The organism is Rhodanobacter ginsenosidimutans, from assembly GCF_042655685.1.
GTDB lineage: Bacteria > Pseudomonadota > Gammaproteobacteria > Xanthomonadales > Rhodanobacteraceae > Rhodanobacter > Rhodanobacter ginsenosidimutans.
Genome location: NZ_JBHSMM010000001.1, coordinates 2,022,337 through 2,040,746 on the forward strand (window position 1 = coordinate 2,022,337; position 18,410 = coordinate 2,040,746).

Annotated in this window: 18 protein-coding genes and 1 pseudogene; 16 read left to right on the forward strand and 3 right to left on the reverse strand. The window is 67.5% G+C overall.

Going from position 1 to position 18,410, the window contains the following annotated elements:
* Positions 1-14: 14 nt before the first annotated feature.
* The 12 genes and pseudogenes from nirB to ACFPK0_RS08970 all read left to right on the forward strand — a co-directional run bounded on the left by nirB (position 15) and on the right by ACFPK0_RS08970 (position 12,801).
* Positions 15-2,498 carry a nitrite reductase large subunit NirB gene (gene nirB / locus ACFPK0_RS08915; RefSeq protein WP_377339916.1) on the forward strand — a complete coding sequence of 828 codons (2,484 nt, stop codon included), beginning with the start codon at positions 15-17 and terminating at the stop codon, positions 2,496-2,498.
* Positions 2,495-2,842, forward strand: coding sequence for a nitrite reductase small subunit NirD (nirD, locus tag ACFPK0_RS08920; RefSeq protein ID WP_377339918.1), 348 nt, complete (start codon positions 2,495-2,497; stop codon positions 2,840-2,842). Before nirB ends, nirD begins: the two co-directional genes overlap by 4 nt.
* A complete protein-coding gene (locus ACFPK0_RS08925) occupies positions 2,839-5,496 on the forward strand; it encodes a molybdopterin-dependent oxidoreductase (RefSeq protein WP_377339920.1) in 2,658 nt (885 codons plus the stop codon). Before nirD ends, ACFPK0_RS08925 begins: the two co-directional genes overlap by 4 nt.
* Complete coding sequence (locus ACFPK0_RS08930; RefSeq protein WP_377339922.1) at positions 5,493-6,341, forward strand: uroporphyrinogen-III synthase; 849 nt, start codon at positions 5,493-5,495, stop codon at positions 6,339-6,341. The genes ACFPK0_RS08925 and ACFPK0_RS08930 overlap by 4 nt, the downstream gene beginning before the upstream one ends.
* Positions 6,341-7,543 (forward strand): molybdopterin molybdotransferase MoeA, encoded by a 1,203-nt coding sequence (locus tag ACFPK0_RS08935; RefSeq protein WP_377339924.1) that lies wholly within the window; start codon positions 6,341-6,343, stop codon positions 7,541-7,543. Before ACFPK0_RS08930 ends, ACFPK0_RS08935 begins: the two co-directional genes overlap by 1 nt.
* Before the next feature lies 1 nt (position 7,544).
* The gene (gene moaA / locus ACFPK0_RS08940) at positions 7,545-8,600 is read left to right on the forward strand and encodes a GTP 3',8-cyclase MoaA (RefSeq protein WP_377339926.1); all 1,056 of its coding nucleotides are present in this window, start codon (positions 7,545-7,547) and stop codon (positions 8,598-8,600) included.
* A gap of 33 nt (positions 8,601-8,633) precedes the next feature.
* Positions 8,634-9,134: a cyclic pyranopterin monophosphate synthase MoaC gene (gene moaC, locus ACFPK0_RS08945; RefSeq protein WP_377339928.1), complete on the forward strand. Its 501-nt coding sequence runs from the start codon at positions 8,634-8,636 to the stop codon at positions 9,132-9,134.
* The gene (locus tag ACFPK0_RS08950) at positions 9,131-9,724 is read left to right on the forward strand and encodes an NTP transferase domain-containing protein (RefSeq protein ID WP_377339930.1); all 594 of its coding nucleotides are present in this window, start codon (positions 9,131-9,133) and stop codon (positions 9,722-9,724) included. The genes moaC and ACFPK0_RS08950 overlap by 4 nt, the downstream gene beginning before the upstream one ends.
* Positions 9,721-9,963 carry a MoaD/ThiS family protein gene (locus ACFPK0_RS08955; RefSeq protein WP_007080896.1) on the forward strand — a complete coding sequence of 81 codons (243 nt, stop codon included), beginning with the start codon at positions 9,721-9,723 and terminating at the stop codon, positions 9,961-9,963. Before ACFPK0_RS08950 ends, ACFPK0_RS08955 begins: the two co-directional genes overlap by 4 nt.
* A pseudogene (locus tag ACFPK0_RS08960) lies at positions 9,960-10,364 on the forward strand (molybdenum cofactor biosynthesis protein MoaE); the annotation flags it as partial. The gene ACFPK0_RS08955 and the pseudogene ACFPK0_RS08960, both read left to right, overlap by 4 nt.
* Entirely contained in the window at positions 10,341-11,519 is a 1,179-nt protein-coding gene (locus ACFPK0_RS08965; RefSeq protein ID WP_377340306.1) for a ThiF family adenylyltransferase, read from the forward strand. The pseudogene ACFPK0_RS08960 and the gene ACFPK0_RS08965, both read left to right, overlap by 24 nt.
* A gap of 19 nt (positions 11,520-11,538) precedes the next feature.
* Positions 11,539-12,801, forward strand: a complete 1,263-nt coding sequence (locus ACFPK0_RS08970) for a molybdopterin molybdotransferase MoeA (protein ID WP_377339932.1) — start codon at positions 11,539-11,541, stop codon at positions 12,799-12,801.
* On the opposite strand, the gene ACFPK0_RS08975 is transcribed toward ACFPK0_RS08970, so the two are convergent.
* Genes ACFPK0_RS08975 through modA form a run of 3 tightly spaced genes read right to left on the reverse strand, consistent with a single transcriptional unit; the run spans position 12,791 to position 14,930 of the window.
* Positions 12,791-13,483, reverse strand: a complete 693-nt coding sequence (locus ACFPK0_RS08975; RefSeq protein WP_377339935.1) for an ABC transporter ATP-binding protein — start codon at positions 13,481-13,483, stop codon at positions 12,791-12,793. The genes ACFPK0_RS08970 and ACFPK0_RS08975 overlap by 11 nt on opposite strands.
* A 2-nt stretch (positions 13,484-13,485) precedes the next feature.
* Positions 13,486-14,163, reverse strand: coding sequence for a molybdate ABC transporter permease subunit (gene modB / locus ACFPK0_RS08980; protein WP_377339937.1), 678 nt, complete (start codon positions 14,161-14,163; stop codon positions 13,486-13,488).
* Complete coding sequence (gene modA, locus ACFPK0_RS08985; protein ID WP_377339940.1) at positions 14,163-14,930, reverse strand: molybdate ABC transporter substrate-binding protein; 768 nt, start codon at positions 14,928-14,930, stop codon at positions 14,163-14,165. The genes modB and modA overlap by 1 nt, the downstream gene beginning before the upstream one ends.
* 201 nt (positions 14,931-15,131) lie before the next feature.
* On the opposite strand from modA, the gene ACFPK0_RS08990 reads away from it, so the two are divergent.
* Genes ACFPK0_RS08990 through ACFPK0_RS09005 form a run of 4 tightly spaced genes read left to right on the forward strand, consistent with a single transcriptional unit; the run spans position 15,132 to position 18,346 of the window.
* A complete protein-coding gene (locus ACFPK0_RS08990; RefSeq protein ID WP_377339942.1) occupies positions 15,132-16,379 on the forward strand; it encodes an alginate export family protein in 1,248 nt (415 codons plus the stop codon).
* A gap of 44 nt (positions 16,380-16,423) precedes the next feature.
* Complete coding sequence (locus ACFPK0_RS08995) at positions 16,424-16,711, forward strand: DUF2249 domain-containing protein (RefSeq protein ID WP_377339945.1); 288 nt, start codon at positions 16,424-16,426, stop codon at positions 16,709-16,711.
* Positions 16,692-17,951, forward strand: coding sequence for a hypothetical protein (locus ACFPK0_RS09000; RefSeq protein WP_377339948.1), 1,260 nt, complete (start codon positions 16,692-16,694; stop codon positions 17,949-17,951). The genes ACFPK0_RS08995 and ACFPK0_RS09000 overlap by 20 nt, the downstream gene beginning before the upstream one ends.
* Positions 17,948-18,346, forward strand: a complete 399-nt coding sequence (locus ACFPK0_RS09005; protein ID WP_377339950.1) for a putative zinc-binding protein — start codon at positions 17,948-17,950, stop codon at positions 18,344-18,346. The genes ACFPK0_RS09000 and ACFPK0_RS09005 overlap by 4 nt, the downstream gene beginning before the upstream one ends.
* Positions 18,347-18,410: the final 64 nt, after the last annotated feature.

The following is an 18,410-nucleotide window of genomic DNA, read 5'->3' on the forward strand; positions in this document are numbered from 1 at the left end:
ACCGGAGCGACTCCATGTACATCAACGACGATCTCGCCCGCATCCCACCCATCGCGCAACTGGTGGTGATCGGCAATGGCATGGCCGCCATGCGCACGGTGGAGGAACTGCTCAAGCACGAAGGCGGCAAGCGCTATCGCATCACCGTCTTCGGCGCCGAGCCCCACGTCAATTACAACCGCATCATGTTGTCCAGCGTGCTGGCCGGCGACAAGCAACTCGACGAGATCGTCATCAACCCGCGCGAGTGGTACGAGGAAAACGGCATCCGCCTGATCACCGGCGACGAGGTCACCGCCATCGACCGGGATGCGCGCACGGTGACATCGGCGAATGGCATCTGCGTGCCCTACGACCGCCTGCTGATCGCGACCGGCTCCAAGCCATTGGCGCCGCGCATTCCGGGGCTGGAGCTGCCCGGCGTGTGTGCGTTCCGCGACATTGCCGACGTCGACAAGATGCTGGCGGCTGCGCGCACGCACAGGCATGCGGTGGTCATCGGTGGCGGGTTGCTGGGGCTGGAGGCGGCGTGGGGTTTGCGCCAGCGCGGCATGTCGGTGGCCCTGGTCCATCTGATGCCGACCTTGATGGAACGCCAGCTCGATGCCGCCGCCGGCCAGTTGCTGCAGCGTGATCTCGATCGTCGGGGCATCGCCTTCTTCACCGAGGGCCAGACCAAGGAGATCACCGGTGTCGATCACGCCGAAAGCGTTCTGCTGGAAGACGGGCGCGAGATTCCCGCCGACCTGGTGGTGCTGGCGATCGGCATTCGTCCGCGCATCGAGCTGGCCGTTGCTGCCGGGCTGGAGATCAACCGCGGCATCGTGGTGGGCGACGACATGCGCACCAGCGACCCGCTCATTTTTGCGGTGGGCGAGTGCGTCGAGCATCGGGGACAGGTGTTCGGCCTGGTGGCGCCGATCTGGGATCAGGCCAAGGTGTGCGGTGCGCGGCTGGCAGGCGACCAGGCGGCCATCTTCGCCAGCAAGGCCTTGTCGACCAGCCTCAAGATCACCGGCGTGGAAGTGTTTTCCGCCGGCGCGCTGATGGCGGCGGACGAGTCCGATGAAGAGATCATGCTGCGCGACGAGTCCAGCGGCGTCTACAAGAAGATCGTGCTGCGCGATGGACGACTGGTCGGCGTGGTGCTGTACGGGCACGTCGTCGATGGCCAGTGGTACCTGAAACTGATGCGCGACAAGGAGGACGTTTCCGCCCTGCGCGAACGGCTGGTATTCGGCAAGGCCTTCGCCGAGGCGGAAAGCGGCGGCGCGCAAGCGGTCGATTACGAGGCCATGCCCGATGACACCCAGATCTGCGGCTGCAATGGTGTGTGCAAGGGCGACATCGTCAAGGCGATCCGCACGCTCAAGCTGACCACGCTGTCCGAAGTGCGCGCGCACACCAAGGCCTCGGCCTCCTGCGGGCAGTGTACCGGCCAGGTCGAGGAGATCCTGGCGTACGCCGCCGGCGTGGATGCCAAGGCCACCAAGAAAACCGTTTGCGACTGCACCGAGGCGGATCACGACGAAGTGCGCGCCGCCATCCGTACGCAGCAGCTCAAGAGCATGGATGCGGTGCGTACGGCACTGGCGTGGAAGAAACCCGAGGGCTGCCACAAGTGTCGCCCCGCGTTGAACTACTACCTGCTGTGCGAATGGCCGGGCGAATACCAGGACGACGCCAACTCGCGCTTCGTCAACGAGCGCCTGCACGCGAACATCCAGAAGGACGGCACCTACAGCGTGGTGCCGCGCATGTGGGGCGGCCTGACCACGCCGGCCGAGCTGCACGCGATCGCCGACGTGGCGGAAAAATTCAAGATCCCCACGGTCAAGGTCACCGGCGGCCAGCGCATCGACCTGCTGGGCGTGAAGAAGGAAGACCTGCCCGCCGTGTGGAGCGACCTGGGCCAGGCCGGCCTGGTCTCCGGCCATGCCTACGCCAAGGGACTGCGCACGGTGAAGACCTGCGTCGGCAAGGAATGGTGCCGCTTCGGCACGCAGGATTCGACCGGGCTGGGCGTGAAGCTGGAGAAGATGTGCTGGGGCTCGTGGACACCGCACAAGGTGAAGTTCGCCGTCTCCGGCTGCCCGCGCAACTGCGCTGAAGCCAGCATCAAGGACCTGGGCGTGATCTGCATCGACGCGGGCTACGACCTCCTGGTCGGCGGCAACGGCGGCGTCGACGTGCGTGTCACCGACCTGCTGGTGCGCGTATCCACCGAGGAGGAGGTGCTGCAATACGCCGGCGCCTTCATGCAGCTGTATCGCGAGGAGGCGCATTACATGGAACGCAGCGCGCCATGGATCGCCCGCGTTGGCATCGACTACGTCAAGCGGCGCCTGGTGGAGGACGCCGAAGGACGCGAGCAGTTGTGCCAGCGCTTCCTGTATTCGCAGACCTTCGCCCGCATCGACCCCTGGCACGAACGCGCCAGCGGCGCGGCGGCCGAAGCCTTTCAACCCCTGCCGGAACTCGCGGGAGCCTTGGCATGAACGCACACGACTGGAAAAACATCGGACCGCTGGAAAGCATCCCGCGCAGCGGCAGCCGCCGCCTGTGCCTGCGCCAGGCCGGCCGGCCGATCGCGGTGTTTCGCACCCGCGACGACGAGGTGTTTGCACTCATCGACGAATGCCCGCACAAGCGCGGGCCACTGTCCGAAGGCATCGTCTCGGGCAAGACCGTCACCTGTCCGTTGCACAACTGGGGCATCGCGCTGGACTCCGGCGAAGCCGTGGCGCCGGACGAGGGCAGCGCAGGGTCGATACCGCTGCGCGTGGTGGACGGCAACATCCACGTCTACCTGCCCGAACCGGCGGTTGAGGCCATCGCGTGAGCACCATCCGCTCCACCTGTCCTTATTGCGGCGTGGGCTGCGGCGTGACGGTGGAAGGCGGCGTGCCGCGCGGCGATCGCGAGCACCCGTCCAATTTCGGGCGGCTGTGCTCCAAGGGTGCGGCGCTGAAAGATGCGTTGAACCTGCCGGACCGGCTGCAGCAACCCACCATCGGCGGACGCATTGCCGGTTGGGACGAGGCGCTGGATCGCATCGCCGCCGAGTTCACCCGCATCCGTGATGAGCACGGGCCGGACGCCATCGGCTTCTACGTCTCCGGCCAGTTCCTCACCGAGGACTATTACGTCGCCAACAAGCTGATGAAGGGTTTCATCGGCGCGGGCAACATCGACACCAATTCGCGGCTGTGCATGTCATCCACCGTGGCCGGCCACGTGCGTGCGTTCGGCGAGGACGTGGTGCCGGGTTGCTACGAGGACCTGGAGGAAGCCGACCTGGTGGTGTTGGTGGGAAGCAACATGGCGTGGTGCCATCCCGTGCTGTACCAGCGCCTGATGGCCGCGCGCGAGAAGCGCGGCACGCAGTTGATCAACATCGACCCGCGCCGCACCGCCACCGCCGACATGGCCGACCTGCACCTGCCGCTGGCCCCCGGCGGCGACGTGATGCTGTTCAACGGCTTGCTGGTGCATCTGGTGGATGCGGGGAAGGTCGATCGCGACTGGGTGAGCGAGCATGTAGCCGGTTTCGACGAGGCCGTCGCCGCTGCCCGCGCCACAGCCGGCTCGGTGGAGCTGGTGGCCGCGGCCACCGATCTCGACCCCACCGATGTGCTGCGTTTCTACGACGGCTTTGCGCGCACCGAGCGCGTGATGACGCTTTACTCGCAAGGCGTGAACCAGTCCGCCAATGGCGCCGACAAGGTCAACGCCATCCTCAACTGCCACCTGGCCACGGCACGGATCGGCCGCGCCGGCATGGGACCGTTTTCGCTCACCGGGCAACCCAACGCCATGGGCGGCCGCGAGGTCGGCGGACTGGCAAACCAGCTGGCCGCGCACATGGGTTTCGAGCCGGAAAGCGTGGATCGCGTCGGCCGCTTCTGGAAGGCGCCGAAGGTGGCCCGCACGCCCGGTTACAAGGCGGTGGGCCTGTTCGAGGCCGCCGCCGATGGCCGGCTGAAGGCGATCTGGATCGCCGCCACCAACCCGGCCAACAGCATGCCGCGCGCGGATCTCGTGCGCGATGCCTTGCGCGCCTGTCCGCTGGTGATCGTCTCCGACGTCTGGCCCACCGACACCACGGCGCTGGCCGACATCGTGCTGCCCGCCGCCGGCTGGGCCGAGAAGGACGGCACCGTGACCAACTCGGAACGCCGCATCTCGCGCCAGCGCCGCTTTCGCGCGGCGCCCGGTGAGGCGCGGCCGGACTGGTGGATGTTTGCCGAGGTCGGAAAGCGCATGGGTTGGCCCGAGGCGTTTGCGTTCGAGACGCCGGCGGCGATCTTTCGCGAGCATGCCGCGCTCACCGCGTTCGAGAACAACGGCCAACGCCGGCTCGACCTGGGTGCGCTGGCCACGCTGGACGATGACGCCTACGAGGCGCTCGATCCCGTGCAGTGGCCGTGTCCCGCATCAGGGCAGGGCGCCAGCCACGCGCGTCTGTTCGCACGCGGCCGCTTTTCCACCGCCGACGGACGCGCGCGCATGCTGCCGCTGGCGATCCGCGCCGACGCGAAACTGGCCGGCTTTCCGCTGATCCTCAACACCGGTCGCGTGCGCGACCAGTGGCACACCATGACCCGCACCGGGCGCATCCCCCACCTGATGACGCACAGCCCCGGCCCGCGACTCGCGTTGCATCCGCGCGACGCGATGCTGCGTGGCATCGTCGACGGTGGCCTGGCGCGGGTCACCAGTGCGCAAGGGCAGACCAGCCTGCGGGTGGAGATCGATCCGGGCCTGCGCCAGGGCCAGGTGTTCGCGCCGATGCACTGGACCGACCAGTTCGCCTCCAGCGGCCCCACCGACCGGCTGGTGCATGCGCTGACCGATCCGGTATCGGGCCAGCCGGACCTCAAGGGCACACCGGTGCAGGTCAGCGCATTGAGCGAAACCTGGCGTGGCGTGCTGCTGCGACGTCGCGACGGGCAGCTGTCGCTGGGTGACGACGGGCTGTGGAGCAAGGCGCCGATCGCCATGGGTTTCCGCTACGAGCTGTCCGGCCTCACCGCATTGCAGGCGCTGATCGATTCCGAACAGACGCTTCGCCACCTGCTGCAGATCGATGTCGCGGCCGAGCTGATCTCCTACGCCGACCCCAAGAAATCCGTCTTCCGCTACGCCGGCCTGGTCGATGGAAAGCTCGACGCCTGCGTGTTCTTCGCCGCGCCGCAAGCCACGTTTCCCGAAGCCGACGCCGCCAGCGCCTTGCTCGGCCAGCCGCTAGATGCATTGAAGCGGCTGGGCCTGCTGGCCGGCCTGGAAGCGGGGCCGCAAACATCGGGAAACATCGTCTGCTCGTGCATGTCGGTCAGCGAAGCCAGCATCCGCAACGCCATCCGCGAGCATGGCTTGACCAGCACGGCCGAGATCGGCGCGCTGCTGGGCGCCGGCACCAACTGCGGTTCGTGCCTGCCCGAGCTGAAGAAAATGCTGGCGTTGAACGTCATCGAGACCGGAGTGCAGGCATGACCAGCGGACCGCTCGACCAGTTGCGCATCCTCGTGCCGGAAAGCCGCGAGCTGGATCTGTTCGCCGGCATGCTGGAGAAAAAGGGCGCCACCACGCGCCGCTGTCCGCTGGTGCAGATCCTCGATCTCGAGGACAGCACCGAGGCCGAGGCGTGGATCGGGCAACTGCTGGCCGGGGACTTTCGCGACGTGATCTGGATGACCGGCGACGGTATTCACCGGCTGGTCGGCATCGCCGAGAGAATCGGCCGGCGCGATGCGGTGATCGCCGCGCTCAAGCGCAGCCGCGCCATCACCCGCGGTCCCAAACCCACCCGCGCCCTGCGCGAACTGGGCCTGCCCGCACCGTGGCTGCCGGCACCGGAACCGACCTCGCAAGGTGTGTTGCAGGCGTTTGCCGCCGAGGATCTGACCGGCCGTCGGCTCGGCCTGCAACTGTATCCGGGTGATGGAGGCCTACCGCTGCTCGACGGTTTGCGCGCGCGGGGCGCCATCGTGTTTCCGGTGACGCCTTACCGTTACGCCTCGGACAGCGACACCACCGAGGTGCTGCAAGCGATCCAGGAGCTGGTCGGCGGGCAACTGGACATGGTGGCGTTCACCAGCTCGGCCCAGCTCACCCGGCTGCTCGCCGTGGCCAGGGACGCCGGCCTGCGCAACACGCTGCTGCACGCACTCACCCGCATGCCGATCGCCGCCATCGGCCCGGTGATCGAGACGACGCTGCGCGAACTCGGCGTCCGCACCATCCTGCGCCCCGAGCGTAATTTCCACCTGAAACCGCTGGTCAACGTGATCGCTGCGGCATGGCAGGCGTCGCGCTTGCCGCACGGCGGTGCAGCTTGATGAAGAGCCTGCTGAGCGTTGCCGAAGCGGAGCAGCGCATCCACGCGCACATGCCGTCGTTCGGCACCGAGCACGTGGCGCTGGATGCGGCGACGGGTCGGGTGTTGCGCCAGAGCGTGCAGGCCGAGCGCGACCAGCCGCCGTTCGACCGGGTGATGATGGATGGCATCGCGATCGCTGCCGGTACGGGCACCTTGTGCAGCTTCCGGCGCGCCGGACTGGCGCTGGCGGGCATGGCCGAGCAGGTGCTGGACGATCCCGCCGCCTGCATCGAAGTGACCACTGGCGCGATGCTTCCGCGCGGCTGCGACAGCGTGGTTCCCATCGAGCAGACGCGGCGCGAGGGCGAACGATTCGTGCTGAGCGATGGTTATGAACCCACACCCGGCCAGTTCATCCATCCGCGCGGTGCCGACTGTCGCGAAGGCGAACTCCTGCTGCGATCGGGCACGCGCATCCGCTCGCCCGAGGTCGCCGTGCTGGCAGCCAATGGCGTGGCCCAGGTCGAGGTGGCGAAGCGGCCGTCGGTGACGATGGTCGCTACCGGCGACGAATTGCGTGAGGTCGATCAGGCGCTGGCGCCGGGGCAGATCCGTCGCTCCAACGACCGCGCCCTGGCCGCGGCTTTGGCGACGCGAGGCTTCGACGACGTGGAGCGCACCTGGCTGCCGGACGATCTGAACATCGCCACGCAGGTGCTTGCCGGTTTGCTGGCAACCCGACAGGTGCTGGTATTGAGCGGCGGCGTCTCGGTCGGCCAGCGCGATTTCGTGCCGGCCGCGTTGCATGCGCTTGGCGTGCAGGAAGTGCTGCACGGCATCGCACAGCGGCCGGGCAAGCCGATGTGGTTTGGCATCGGGCCACAGGGGCAGGTGATCTTCGCGCTGCCGGGCAACCCGGTGTCGGCGCTGGTGTGTGCCGTGCGTTACCTGCTGCCGGCGCTGGAGCACGCCATCGGCCTGACCGCGGCGCCGCCGGTCAAGGTCGTGCTGGCGGACGCGGCCGCCACGCATCCGACCCTGACCTGTTTCATTCCTGTGGACGTGCAGCACGACGACCACGGCCGGGCCATGGCGCGGCCGCAACCCAGCCTCACTTCGGGCGACTTTTCCTCGTTGCCGCAAACCCACGGCGTGGTCGAGTTGGCGCCCGCCGCTGGCGCCGCGCCCGTCGGGACCATAGCCGTTCTGCACAGGTGGTGACATGAGCGTTCCACTCGCCCGCACCGATATCTTCCCCGCGTCGCCCGCGCTGAGGGATCAGGGTGGCCGGCCGCTGCACGACCTGCGCATCTCGGTGATGGACCGCTGCAACTTCCGCTGCACCTATTGCATGCCCGAGTCGATCTATGGCGACCACTACACCTTCCTGGACAACCAGCAACGGTTGAGCTTCGACGAGATCGAGCGGCTGTGCCGCATCGCCGCGTCGCTCGGCGTCAGCAAGCTGCGACTGACCGGCGGCGAACCGCTGCTGCGCCCGAAGCTGCACGAGCTGGTGGCACGCTTGCGCCAGATCGACGGCATCACCGACCTGGCCATGACCACCAACGGCGTGCTGCTGGGACGCCATGCCACGGCGCTGCGCGAGGCCGGGCTGGACCGGGTGACGGTGAGCCTGGATACGCTGAACCCGGCGTTGTTCCACCGCATGAGCGGTGGTCGTGGCGCACTGGACGAGGTGCTGGCAGGCATCGAAGCGGCGCAGGCGGCCCGCTTTCCCGGCGGGATCAAGTTGAACACCGTGGTGCAACGCGGCGTCAACGACCACACGGTGCTCGACCTGGTGCAGCGTTTCCGCGGCAGCGGCATCGTGCCGCGCCTGATCGAATACATGGACACCGGCAACCGCAACGACTGGCGCCGCGATGCGGTGGTGCCATCGGCCGAGCTGATCGCGGCCATCGACGCGCGCTGGCCACTGGATCCGCTGCCGCCCCGTTGCGAAGGCGAGGTGGCCACACGCTTCCGCTTCCGCGACGGGCAGGGCGAGATCGGCGTGATCTCCTCGATCAGCGAACCGTTTTGCGGCGATTGTTCGAGGGCGCGGTTGTCGTCCGAAGGCTCGCTCTACACCTGCCTGTTTGCGACGCAAGGCACCGACCTGCGCAGCCTGCTGCGCGACGGCAGCAACGACGAGGCCTTGCGCGAACGCTTGCGCCACACCTGGCTTCGCCGCAACGACCGTTACAGCGAGGAACGCAGGGAGCGCCGCCAACGCGCCGTGCGCAAGATCGAAATGCACTACATCGGTGGCTGACTTCCCCCCACGCACTCCTGTCCGAGGACGCCCATGACCGCAGCAGCGCAAACGCTTTCCCACGTCGATGACGCAAACCGGCCGGCGATGGTCGATGTCGGCGCCAAGGCGGTGACCCGGCGCACCGCGCAGGCGCAGGCGCGGGTGCGGTTTCCGCCCGAGGTCGCCGCGCAACTGCATCGCGCCGGGCATGTCACGGCCAAGGGCGCGGTGCTCACCGTGGCCAACATCGCGGGGGTGATGGGCGCCAAGGCCACGGCGCAGCTGATACCGCTTTGCCATCCGCTGGCGCTGGACCGCTGCCACATCGACATCACCATGCAGGGCGACGACGCATTGATCGCGTGCTCCGTGTCCTGCCAGGGGCGCACCGGCGTGGAGATGGAGGCGCTCACCGGCGCCAGCGTCGCCGCGCTCACCATCTACGACATGTGCAAGGCGCTGTCGCACGACATCGTGATCGCCGAGATCCGCCTGCTGGCCAAGACCGGCGGCAAGCGCGATGTCGACCACAGCGCGGGAACATCCACATGAGCGCCGCGCCACTCCACGGCCTGTTGCTGTGCGGCGGTGCCAGCCGTCGCATGCGGCGCGACAAGGCGCAACTGAACTACAGCGGCGAGCCGCAACTGCTGCGCGCATGGCGGTTGCTGACGGCGTTCACCGAGCGCGCCTTCGTTTCGGTGCGCGACAGCCAGCACGACGAGCCATTGCGTGCCAGCCTGCCGCAACTGATCGATACGTACGACGCGGTCGGCCCGGTGGCCGGCATCCTTTCGGCGCACGATGCCTTCCCGGAAGCCGCCTGGCTGGTGATCGCCTGCGACCTGCCATTGCTGGATGAAACCACGCTGCGCACGCTGATCGCCGCACGCGATACATCGAAAGAAGCCACCGCCTTCGCCAGCCGCTTCGACGGCCTGCCCGAGCCGCTGTGCACGCTGTGGGAGCCACCGATCCACCAGCGGCTCAAACAACGCCATGAGGCCGGCAGCTATTGCCCGCGCAAGGTGCTGATCCAGGCCGACATCCGCTTGCTGCCGCCGCCTGGCAACACGCTGGACAACATCAACACGCCGCAGGAATTCGAACAGATGCAACGCCAGTTGGAGGTGCTTTCATGAGCCGGATCACCGTGCAGTACTACGCCCAGTTGCGCGAGCAGGCGGGCGCCAGCATCGAACAGATCGATACCGCGGCGGCCACGCTGCGCGACCTTTACGACGAACTGTGCGGCCGGCATGGTTTCACGCTGCCCACCGACGCGCTCAAGGTGGCGGTGAATGTCCGCTTCAGCGATTGGGGCAGGGCGGTCGACGACGGCGACACCATCGTCTTCATTCCACCGGTGGCCGGCGGATGACGCGCTTCACGCTCGCCACCGAACCCGTCGACGTCGCCACCTTGCTTGACGCCCTCAAGCATTCCGGCGCCGGCGGCTTCTGCTCGTTCGAGGGCTGGGTACGCAACAACAACGAAGGACGCGAGGTCAGCGGCCTGGCCTATGAGGCCTATGCCGAGCTGGCCATCAGCGAAGGCGAACGCGTGGTGGACGAGGCCGTGGCACGCTACGGTGTGCTGGCCGCACACTGCGTGCACCGCGTGGGCGACCTGCGGATCGGCGACCTGGCGGTGTGGATCGGCGTGTCCGCCGCGCATCGCGACGAAGCGTTCCGGGCCTGCCGCTACATCATCGACGAGATCAAGCATCGGCTGCCGATCTGGAAGAAAGAACACTACATCGAGGGCGACACCGCCTGGGTTGCCTGCACGCACGCGGCACATGTCGAAGCAGACGACCATCCAGACGGCCATTCGCACGAAAGCCACGTACACGCGCCATCCACGTTTACGCCCGACTATTCGCGCCAGACCCGGCTGCGCGACGTTGGCGATACCGGCCAGGCGAAACTCACCGCGGCCCGCGTGCTGGTGATCGGTGCGGGTGGGTTGGGGTGCCCGGTCATCAGCTACCTCGCCGGCGCGGGCGTGGGCACGCTGGGGATCGTCGACTGCGACGTGCTGGAGGCCAGCAACCTGCATCGCCAGGTGATGTACGACGCGCGCGATATCGGTCAGCGCAAGGTGGATCTCGCGGCGCGCCGGGTGGTGGCGCTCAATCCTGCGGTGAAAGTGCAGACCTTCGCCGAGCCCCTGCGTGCGGACACCATCGCGGACGTGTTCGCGCGGTTCGATCTGGTGGTCGAATGTACCGATGACCTGGGCAGTCGCTACCTCGCCAACGACGCCGCCGTGCTCACCGGCACGCCCCTGATCCTCGCCAGCGTCTACCAGTACGAGGGCCAGCTGCAAGTGGTCAGCGCGCTCCCCGGCCACGCCTGCCTGCGCTGCCTGTGGCCCGAGTCACCCTCGCCAGCCCTGGCCGGGAGCTGCGCCGAAACCGGTGTACTGGGTCCGGTGCCAGGCGTGCTCGGCACCATGCAGGCCATGGAGGCACTGAAGCTGCTGCTCGGTTTGCCTGGTGCCGGCGATCCGTCACTGCAACTGGTCGACCTGCTCGAAGGCACACGCCAACGCCTGCCGGTCGACGTGGCCAGCGGCTGCTCCCTGCACGGTGGCTGCCTGGTCGTGGCACAACGGGCAATCGATGCCGCCATGGTGGATATCGATCGCCGTTTCGACGCTCTGGCTGATGCGGTGGTCCGTGGCTTCGTGATCGTCGACGTGCGCGATGCGGACGAAATCGATGCGTCACCGCTACCGGTCGCGTCGCTATGCATCCCCGCCAGCGAGATAGCCACGTATCCGCTCGGTCCCTTCCACAGCGACCTGCTGCTGGTATGCACCAGTGGCAAGCGCAGCCACCATGCCGCGCGGCAACTGCGCCAGCGCGGCGTCGAAGCGTACTCGCTGGTGGGCGGCCTGAACGCGCTGCGCGACAGCACCGTATGCGCATGATCGGAACGTTTGGACGGCCATGATTTCCTACCGCGACGCCATCGAACGCCTGCTCGCGCCGCTGTCGATTCTGCCATCGGAAACCTGCGCGCTCGCCGATGCCACCGGCCGCGTGCTTGCCGATACGGTAACCAGCCCGTTGGCCTTGCCGTCGTTCGATCACGCGGCCATGGACGGCTACGCGCTGAAGGCGGGCGCATCTTCACGCGGCGGTTCCGAGCATCACGTCCACGGCTCCCGGGCGGCGGGCGACGTCGGCCACATCGCGGGAGCGGGTGTCTGCGAAATCATGACCGGCGCCCGACTGCCGCAGGGATTCGACGCGGTGATCGCGGTGGAGCGCACCGAGATGCTGCAGGCGCGGCCCGATGGCACGCCGCATCGCATCCGGCTGCTCGATGACATCGCGCACGATCGGAACGTGCGCCGCATGGGCACGGACGTGCCGCGTGGTGCGAACGTGCTGGCCGCGGGGACATGCATCGAGCCGGCGCAGGTCATGTTGCTGGCGGCGCTGGGTGTCGGCCACGTCGCCGTAGTCCGTCGTCCGCGCGTGGCGATCGTCTGCACGGGCAAGGAACTGCAGACCGGTCCGACTGCATCCTTGCGCGATGGCCAGATCCACAACTCCAACGGCCCGTACCTGACGGCGGCACTCGGGCGCGCGGGCGCCGACGTGGTGTCTTGCGAAACGGTCGATGACACGGTGCACCCGTACCTGGAAGCCTTGCAGCGTGCCGTCGAGGCGGGCGTCGACTTGGTGATCAGCACCGGTGCGGTATCCATGGGCCGATACGATTTCGTGCCTGCGGCGCTACGCCACTTTGGCGCGCAGGTGCTGTTCCACAAGGTCCCGATGCGTCCGGGCAAACCGTTGCTCGCCGCGCGCCTGCACACCGGCCCACTGGTGCTTGCCTTGCCGGGCACGCCGATGGCGGTGGCCGTTGGCGCCCGTTTCTTCGTGGCACCCGTGCTGCGTGCGATGTGCGGGCAGGGCAGTGAGCCGACCCTTCGCGCCGTGCTGGCTTCGGCGCAGCACCCCAAACCCGGGCTGCGCCATTTCCTGCGCGCCACGTTGTGGCTGGACGATCGCGGCCAACTGCAGGCACGCCCCGTCGATCAACAGGAGCCGTTTCGCATCCAGCCTTTTGCAAACGCCGATGCCTGGATCGTGCTGGATGAGCAGGCCGGCGACTGCGCTGCCGGCATGCCGGTGGAGATCGCCAGTCTTGAGCTGGCGACACCGCTGCGCCTGAGCACCGGACCAGATTTCAGCCCGTAACGTCTGCTGTTCGCGAGTCCGCGTGGATGCGTCCCTCGCGGATCTCCAGCACGTGTTCGCCCAGTGCCTCAACGTCGGACGGGTCATGGGTAATCATCAACATCTGCAGGCCCAGCCGCGATTGCAGCGCGAGCAGGTGTTCGCGCATGCGTGTGCGCAACGGTGGGTCCAGCGCGGCGAAGGGTTCGTCCAGCAACAGCAGCTGAGGGTCCGGCGCCAGCGCGCGCGCCAATGCCACGCGCTGTTGCTGTCCGCCGGAAATCTGCCAGGGATAGCGATCGGTGAGGTCATCCAGCTCGAACGCCGCCAGCCAATGCCGCGCCGCCTCGGGCAAGGAACGACGCGACGGATTGCGCCAGCCCGCGCCAAGGCCGAACGCCACGTTCTGGCCCACGGTGAGATGGGGAAACAGCGCGTAGTCCTGAAACAGATAGCCCACCCGACGCGCCGGCGCGGACAGGCAGATGCGTTGGTCGGCATCGAACCAGGTCTGGCCATGCACCACGATGCGGCCTTGATCGGGCGTGATCAGTCCCGCGATGGCGCGCAGGGTGAGACTCTTGCCCGAGCCGGACGGTCCGTACAGAACGATGCGCGCATGCTCCGAGCGAAACCGCACGTCCAGCGAAAACGGTCGATGCGGGCCAGCCAGCGTGTGGCGAATGTCGACGTCGATCACCATGCTCAAACCACCCGCTGCGGGGCATGCCCCCGGGTGAGTCGACCGGCCAGCAACAGCACCACGATGCAGGTGAGCGAGGCGACGACCACCAGGGTATTGGCGCCGGCTTCGTCACCGGCTTCGATCGCCGAATAGATCGCCACCGACAACGTCTGCGTGCGCCCGGGCAGGTTGCCGGCGATCATCAAGGTGGCGCCGAACTCACCCAGCGCCCGCGCAAAGGCCAGCAGGGCGCCGGCCACGATGCCGCGCGATGCCAGCGGCAGCGAGACCCGGAAGAACACCGCCAGCCGCGACAAACCCAACACCCGCGCCGCGCCTTCCAGTTGCGGATCGACACTCTCGAACGCCGCCCTGGCGGCCTTGTGCACCAGCGGAAACGCGGCCAGGGTGGAGGCAATCACCGCGCCCTGCCAGGTGAACACGGGGTTGATCCCCCAATGCTCCAGCCACGCGCCGAACGCGCCGCGCCGGCCCAGCAGCACCAGCAAGTAGTAACCCAGCACGGTCGGCGGCAACACCAGCGGCAGAGTGAACATCGCATCGAACAAATTGCTCAGCCGCGATCGCCAGCGCGACAGGACGAACGCGGTGGTCACGCCCAGCAACAGGTTCAGGCCGGTCGCCCACAGCGCCACTTTCAGCGACAGCAACAACGGCTGCCAGATATCCGGCACCATCAGTGCGGTTTCAGGAAACCGTATTTCGCCAACAGGGCCTGCCCGTCAGCGGAAAGTACGAAGTGCTGGAACGATCGCGCTGCGGACGCACGCGCGGTCTGCGCCACGATCGCCATGGGATAGGTGATCGGCGTGGGCGAATCCAGCCGCAAGGCGATCCGCACCTGCGCGCGCGCCATCGCCGCATCGGTGGCATAGACGAAACCCGCATCCACTTCGCCACGGCGGACGTAGTCCAGGCATTGGCGCACGTTCTGCGCCAGTACCGCCCGCGACTCAAGCGCACCGGCAAGCCCCGCATCGTCGAGGACGCGTCGCGCGTAACGTCCCGCCGGCACCGAGGCGGGGTTGCCCCAGGCGACGCGCTTGAACATGGGCCCCAACAGATCCTTCAACGCGTCGACGCGTGCAGGGCTGGAGGAGGGCACGATCAACACCAGCTGGTTGGCCGCGAAATCGACGCGGCTGCCGGCGCTCAGCACACCCTGTGCCTGCGCACGATCCATCGCCGTCTGGTCCGCCGAGGCGAACACGTCCACCGGCGCGCCCTGCACGATCTGGCGCATCAAGGTATCGGACGAGGCAAAGTTCAACACCACATGCGTTTCGGGATGGACGGCCTCGTAGGCGCGCGCCACCTCCTGGAAGGCGTTGGTGAGACTGGACGCCGCGGAAACCACCAGATCCGCCGCACAGGCGGTAGCGCTGATGCACGCCATCGGCAGCACGAAAAGCAGCGCGAGGCATCGACGCCTGGTTTGTTTCATGCGGCCATCCCGTTTGAATGTCGTTGAATATATATCCCCCGGAATGTGCGGTCATCAGCGCTCGCGATGGCATGCATGCCGCACGGCGGTAGTGTGGCGCGTTGTCACGCTGGCCGCTTTTTTCGTGCGGATTTGACGGCGGTCAAACGGCACCACTGGCGCCGCGCAGAGACTGCTCCCCATCCACAAGGGAGCATGGTGATGAAGGTGAAACACAAGGTTCTTTCCGCAAGCTGCCTGCTGGCAGTGGGCATGCTGACGTTGCCCGCGCACGCAGCAACCACCGATGCAGCAGCGGCTCCACTGCAACTGGAATGGGATATGCGCGTCCGCCACGAGCAGGTCGACAACGACGCCTTCAGTCGTGACGCACGCGCCGATACGCTGCGCCTGCGGTTGGGCCTGCGCGCCAGTTTCGGCGATGGCTGGAGCGCACTGCTGGAAGGTGCCGGCGTGGCCAGCGCGGGCAACGACTACAACAGCGGTGCAAACGGACGCACGCGTTATCCCGGCATCACCGATCCTCGCGGCAGCGAGCTCAACCAGGCCTGGCTTGCCTGGCAGGGTGACACTTTCGGTGTGACCGCCGGGCGCCGCCGCCTGCTGCTGGACAACCAGCGCTGGGTGGGCAACAGCGGCTGGCGTCAGCACGAACAAACCTTCGACGGCATCGGCATGCAATGGCAGCCGGCCAACGGCTGGACCCTGCGCTACGACTGGCTCGATCGCGTGCATCGCGTGGCCGGTCGCGACGCGTTGAACCCGCAGGCCCGCGAGCGCCGGCTCGACACCCATCTGCTCAACGCCAGTTACGTGCGCGGCAGACAACAATGGACCGGCTACACCTACCTGCATGACGACCGCGATGTGGCCACTGCCTCCAGCGTGACCTCGGGCCTGCGCTGGACCGGCAAGCCCGCCGCGACCGATGGCGGTTTCGGCTGGGCACTGGAGGCGGCGCAGCAACGCGATTACGCCAACAACCCGCAATCGTTTGTCCACACGTATTGGCTGGCGGAACCGTCGTGGACGCAGTACGGCGTCACCGCGAAGCTGGGCTGGGAGCATCTCGGTGGCAACGGTCACCACGCCTTGCAAACGCCGCTGGGGACGCTGCATGCGTTCAACGGCTGGGCCGACCAGTTCAACGTGACGCCGACCGGCGGGCTGGATGATCGCTACGTCGCGTTCAACGGCAACCTCGGCCAGCACGGCGTTGCGGCGCGGCTCGGTTGGGTGGTGGGCTGGCATGACTATCGCGCCACGCATCGCACGGACGGCGACAGGCATTACGGCAGCGAGTGGAATGCGTCGCTGTCCGCGCCTTTGACAGACGGGCTCAGTGCGCTGGTGAAGGTGTCCGATTACCGTGCCGATGGTTTCGGTCGCGACGATGCGCGGCTGTGGTTACAGTTGGAATGGCATGGGAGGCAACCCCTGCTGCGTTGACCCAGATCAGCGCGCGGCCGTGGTCATGCCGTTGCAATGACGGCATGGCTTTTTCCCCGAACCGATCCGCTATCGCCTCGCCGGTTGCCGCGCCTGTCGACGAACTCGACCTGCGCGCGCTGCCCATGCCCGAACCGATGGAACGCGCGCTGGCCGCCGCCGACGCGCTGCCACCCGGCGGCGCGCTGAGCGTGCTCACCCCGTTCATGCCGCTGCCGTTGCTGGAGGTGTTGGCCGAACGCGGCCTGCACGCCGAAGCGGAGCTGCTGCCCGACCAGAGTGCGCGTGTGTGGATTCGTCGCCCCGATCCGCATGGCCCGGCTGACGATTGAGCGGGCGCCTGCGCCCGCCTTGCCGCGACGTTTCCTGCTTTGCATGCCGTGGTGGGGCATGTTCGCGGGGCTGTTGCTGATCCTCGATGGCGACGCGCTGCTGCGCTCGCGCTGGAACCCGGGCACGCTGGCGCTGGTGCATGTGTTCACGCTAGGCGTGCTTGGCAACGCGATGTTCGGCAGCGTGCTGCAGTTCCTGCCCGCAGCCGCCGGCGTGCAAGTGCGCGGGCTGCGCTGGGGCAGGTGGCTGCACGGCTTGTTCAATCTCGGCAGCGTGTTGCTGGTGGTCGGCCTGCATCATCACTGGCGCTTTGCGCTGGGTGCTGCCGGCGTGTTGTTGCCCGCAAGTTTCTTGCTGCTGGCCGGCATGACCTTGCCCGGTTTGCTGACCGCGGCTGCACAACATTTGTTGCGGGCGGGTTTCGTCGTGGCCTTGTTTGGCGCGGTCTTTACGGCACTGCTGGGCGGCGGCCTCACGCTGGCGTTGGGCGGCTGGTTGACATGGCCGGCGTTGGCGCTGACCGACGTGCATGCCAGTTGGGGTGTGCTGGGTTGGGTGGTGGTGCTGATCGCCACGGTATCGCGCGTGGTGATGCCGATGTTCCAGGGCACCGGCACGCTGCCTTCGGCCGTCCAGACGGCCTGGCTGGTCGGCGTGGTGATCGGCCTGCCGCTGGCGGCTGCATGGCGCCTGCAGCAGGGCGACGACATTGGCCTGCGGCTGATGCTTGGTGTGTTCGGCGCGCTGCTGGCGGCGGCGCTGATGTGGTTGCAATGGCGTGCGCCGCGACCGCGACGCGGCCCCTTGCTGCATGGCTGGCGCGCGGGACTGAGCGTACTGCTGGTGGCATCGCTGGCACTGCTGCTTGGCAACGGCCGCCTTGCCGCGGCGCTAGGCGTGGGTATCGCGTTGCCGCTGCTGGTGGCGTGCATGGCGATGGAGATCGTGGCGTTCATCGGCTGGATCGAGCTGCACCGCCACTGCGGTCGCGGCGTGCAGGTGCCCGGCGTGCAACGGCTGCTGCCGGACAGCGACAAGCACCGGGCGCTGCTGGCGCATGTGCCGTTGCTGCTGTTGCCGGCGGTGGTGCTGTGGCCGTCGCCATGGCTGGCACGGCTTGCCGGCGCGGCGGTCGTGCTGGCGTGGCTGGGTGTGTGGCTGGCGATGTGTGGCGTACACCGCCGTGCCCGCCGTTTCGTGTCGAGTCGAGAGGTATCAACGATGGAGAACAACGCATGAGTACTTCAATGCCGCTGGTCTATTCCTGCTCGGGCTGTTCCAGCGCCGCGCAGATGGCCAACGATCTTGCGCTGAAACTGGATCGCGAAGGCGTTGCGGAAATGTCCTGCATCGCCGGCGTCGGTGGCGGCGTCACCGGGCTGGTGCGCACCGCGCAAAGCGGCCGCCGCATCCTGGCGCTGGATGGCTGCGTGCTGAAATGCGCCTCGGCCTGCCTGGCCAATGCCGGTGTGGTGGCCGATACGCATCTGGTGCTGTCCGACTATGGCGTCAAGAAGCGCAAGCACGCCGACTTCGATCCGGGGGAAGCGCAACACGTCTACGTCGACAACGTATTGCCGGCGGCGCATGCGTTGGCCGTGGCGGCGGGGCACATCGTCGACGCCACCGATTGACGCAGGGCGCGCATGCTTGCCGCGTTGTTGATGTGGGTCAAGGCAACACCCTGCGAATCGCGGC

Excerpts from the sequence above, each read along its gene's own strand:
- nirB (WP_377339916.1), top strand. The coding sequence starts at position 15 with ATGTACATCAACGACGATCTCGCCCGCATCCCACCCATCGCGCAACTG.
- nirD (WP_377339918.1), top strand. The coding sequence starts at position 2,495 with ATGAACGCACACGACTGGAAAAACATCGGACCGCTGGAAAGCATCCCG.
- ACFPK0_RS08930 (WP_377339922.1), top strand. The coding sequence starts at position 5,493 with ATGACCAGCGGACCGCTCGACCAGTTGCGCATCCTCGTGCCGGAAAGC.
- ACFPK0_RS08935 (WP_377339924.1), top strand. The coding sequence starts at position 6,341 with ATGAAGAGCCTGCTGAGCGTTGCCGAAGCGGAGCAGCGCATCCACGCG.
- moaA (WP_377339926.1), top strand. The coding sequence starts at position 7,545 with ATGAGCGTTCCACTCGCCCGCACCGATATCTTCCCCGCGTCGCCCGCG.
- moaC (WP_377339928.1), top strand. The coding sequence starts at position 8,634 with ATGACCGCAGCAGCGCAAACGCTTTCCCACGTCGATGACGCAAACCGG.
- ACFPK0_RS08950 (WP_377339930.1), top strand. The coding sequence starts at position 9,131 with ATGAGCGCCGCGCCACTCCACGGCCTGTTGCTGTGCGGCGGTGCCAGC.
- ACFPK0_RS08955 (WP_007080896.1), top strand. The coding sequence starts at position 9,721 with ATGAGCCGGATCACCGTGCAGTACTACGCCCAGTTGCGCGAGCAGGCG.
- ACFPK0_RS08970 (WP_377339932.1), top strand. The coding sequence starts at position 11,539 with ATGATTTCCTACCGCGACGCCATCGAACGCCTGCTCGCGCCGCTGTCG.
- ACFPK0_RS08975 (WP_377339935.1), bottom strand. The coding sequence starts at position 13,483 with ATGGTGATCGACGTCGACATTCGCCACACGCTGGCTGGCCCGCATCGA.
- modB (WP_377339937.1), bottom strand. The coding sequence starts at position 14,163 with ATGGTGCCGGATATCTGGCAGCCGTTGTTGCTGTCGCTGAAAGTGGCG.
- modA (WP_377339940.1), bottom strand. The coding sequence starts at position 14,930 with ATGAAACAAACCAGGCGTCGATGCCTCGCGCTGCTTTTCGTGCTGCCG.
- ACFPK0_RS08990 (WP_377339942.1), top strand. The coding sequence starts at position 15,132 with ATGAAGGTGAAACACAAGGTTCTTTCCGCAAGCTGCCTGCTGGCAGTG.
- ACFPK0_RS08995 (WP_377339945.1), top strand. The coding sequence starts at position 16,424 with ATGGCTTTTTCCCCGAACCGATCCGCTATCGCCTCGCCGGTTGCCGCG.
- ACFPK0_RS09000 (WP_377339948.1), top strand. The coding sequence starts at position 16,692 with ATGGCCCGGCTGACGATTGAGCGGGCGCCTGCGCCCGCCTTGCCGCGA.
- ACFPK0_RS09005 (WP_377339950.1), top strand. The coding sequence starts at position 17,948 with ATGAGTACTTCAATGCCGCTGGTCTATTCCTGCTCGGGCTGTTCCAGC.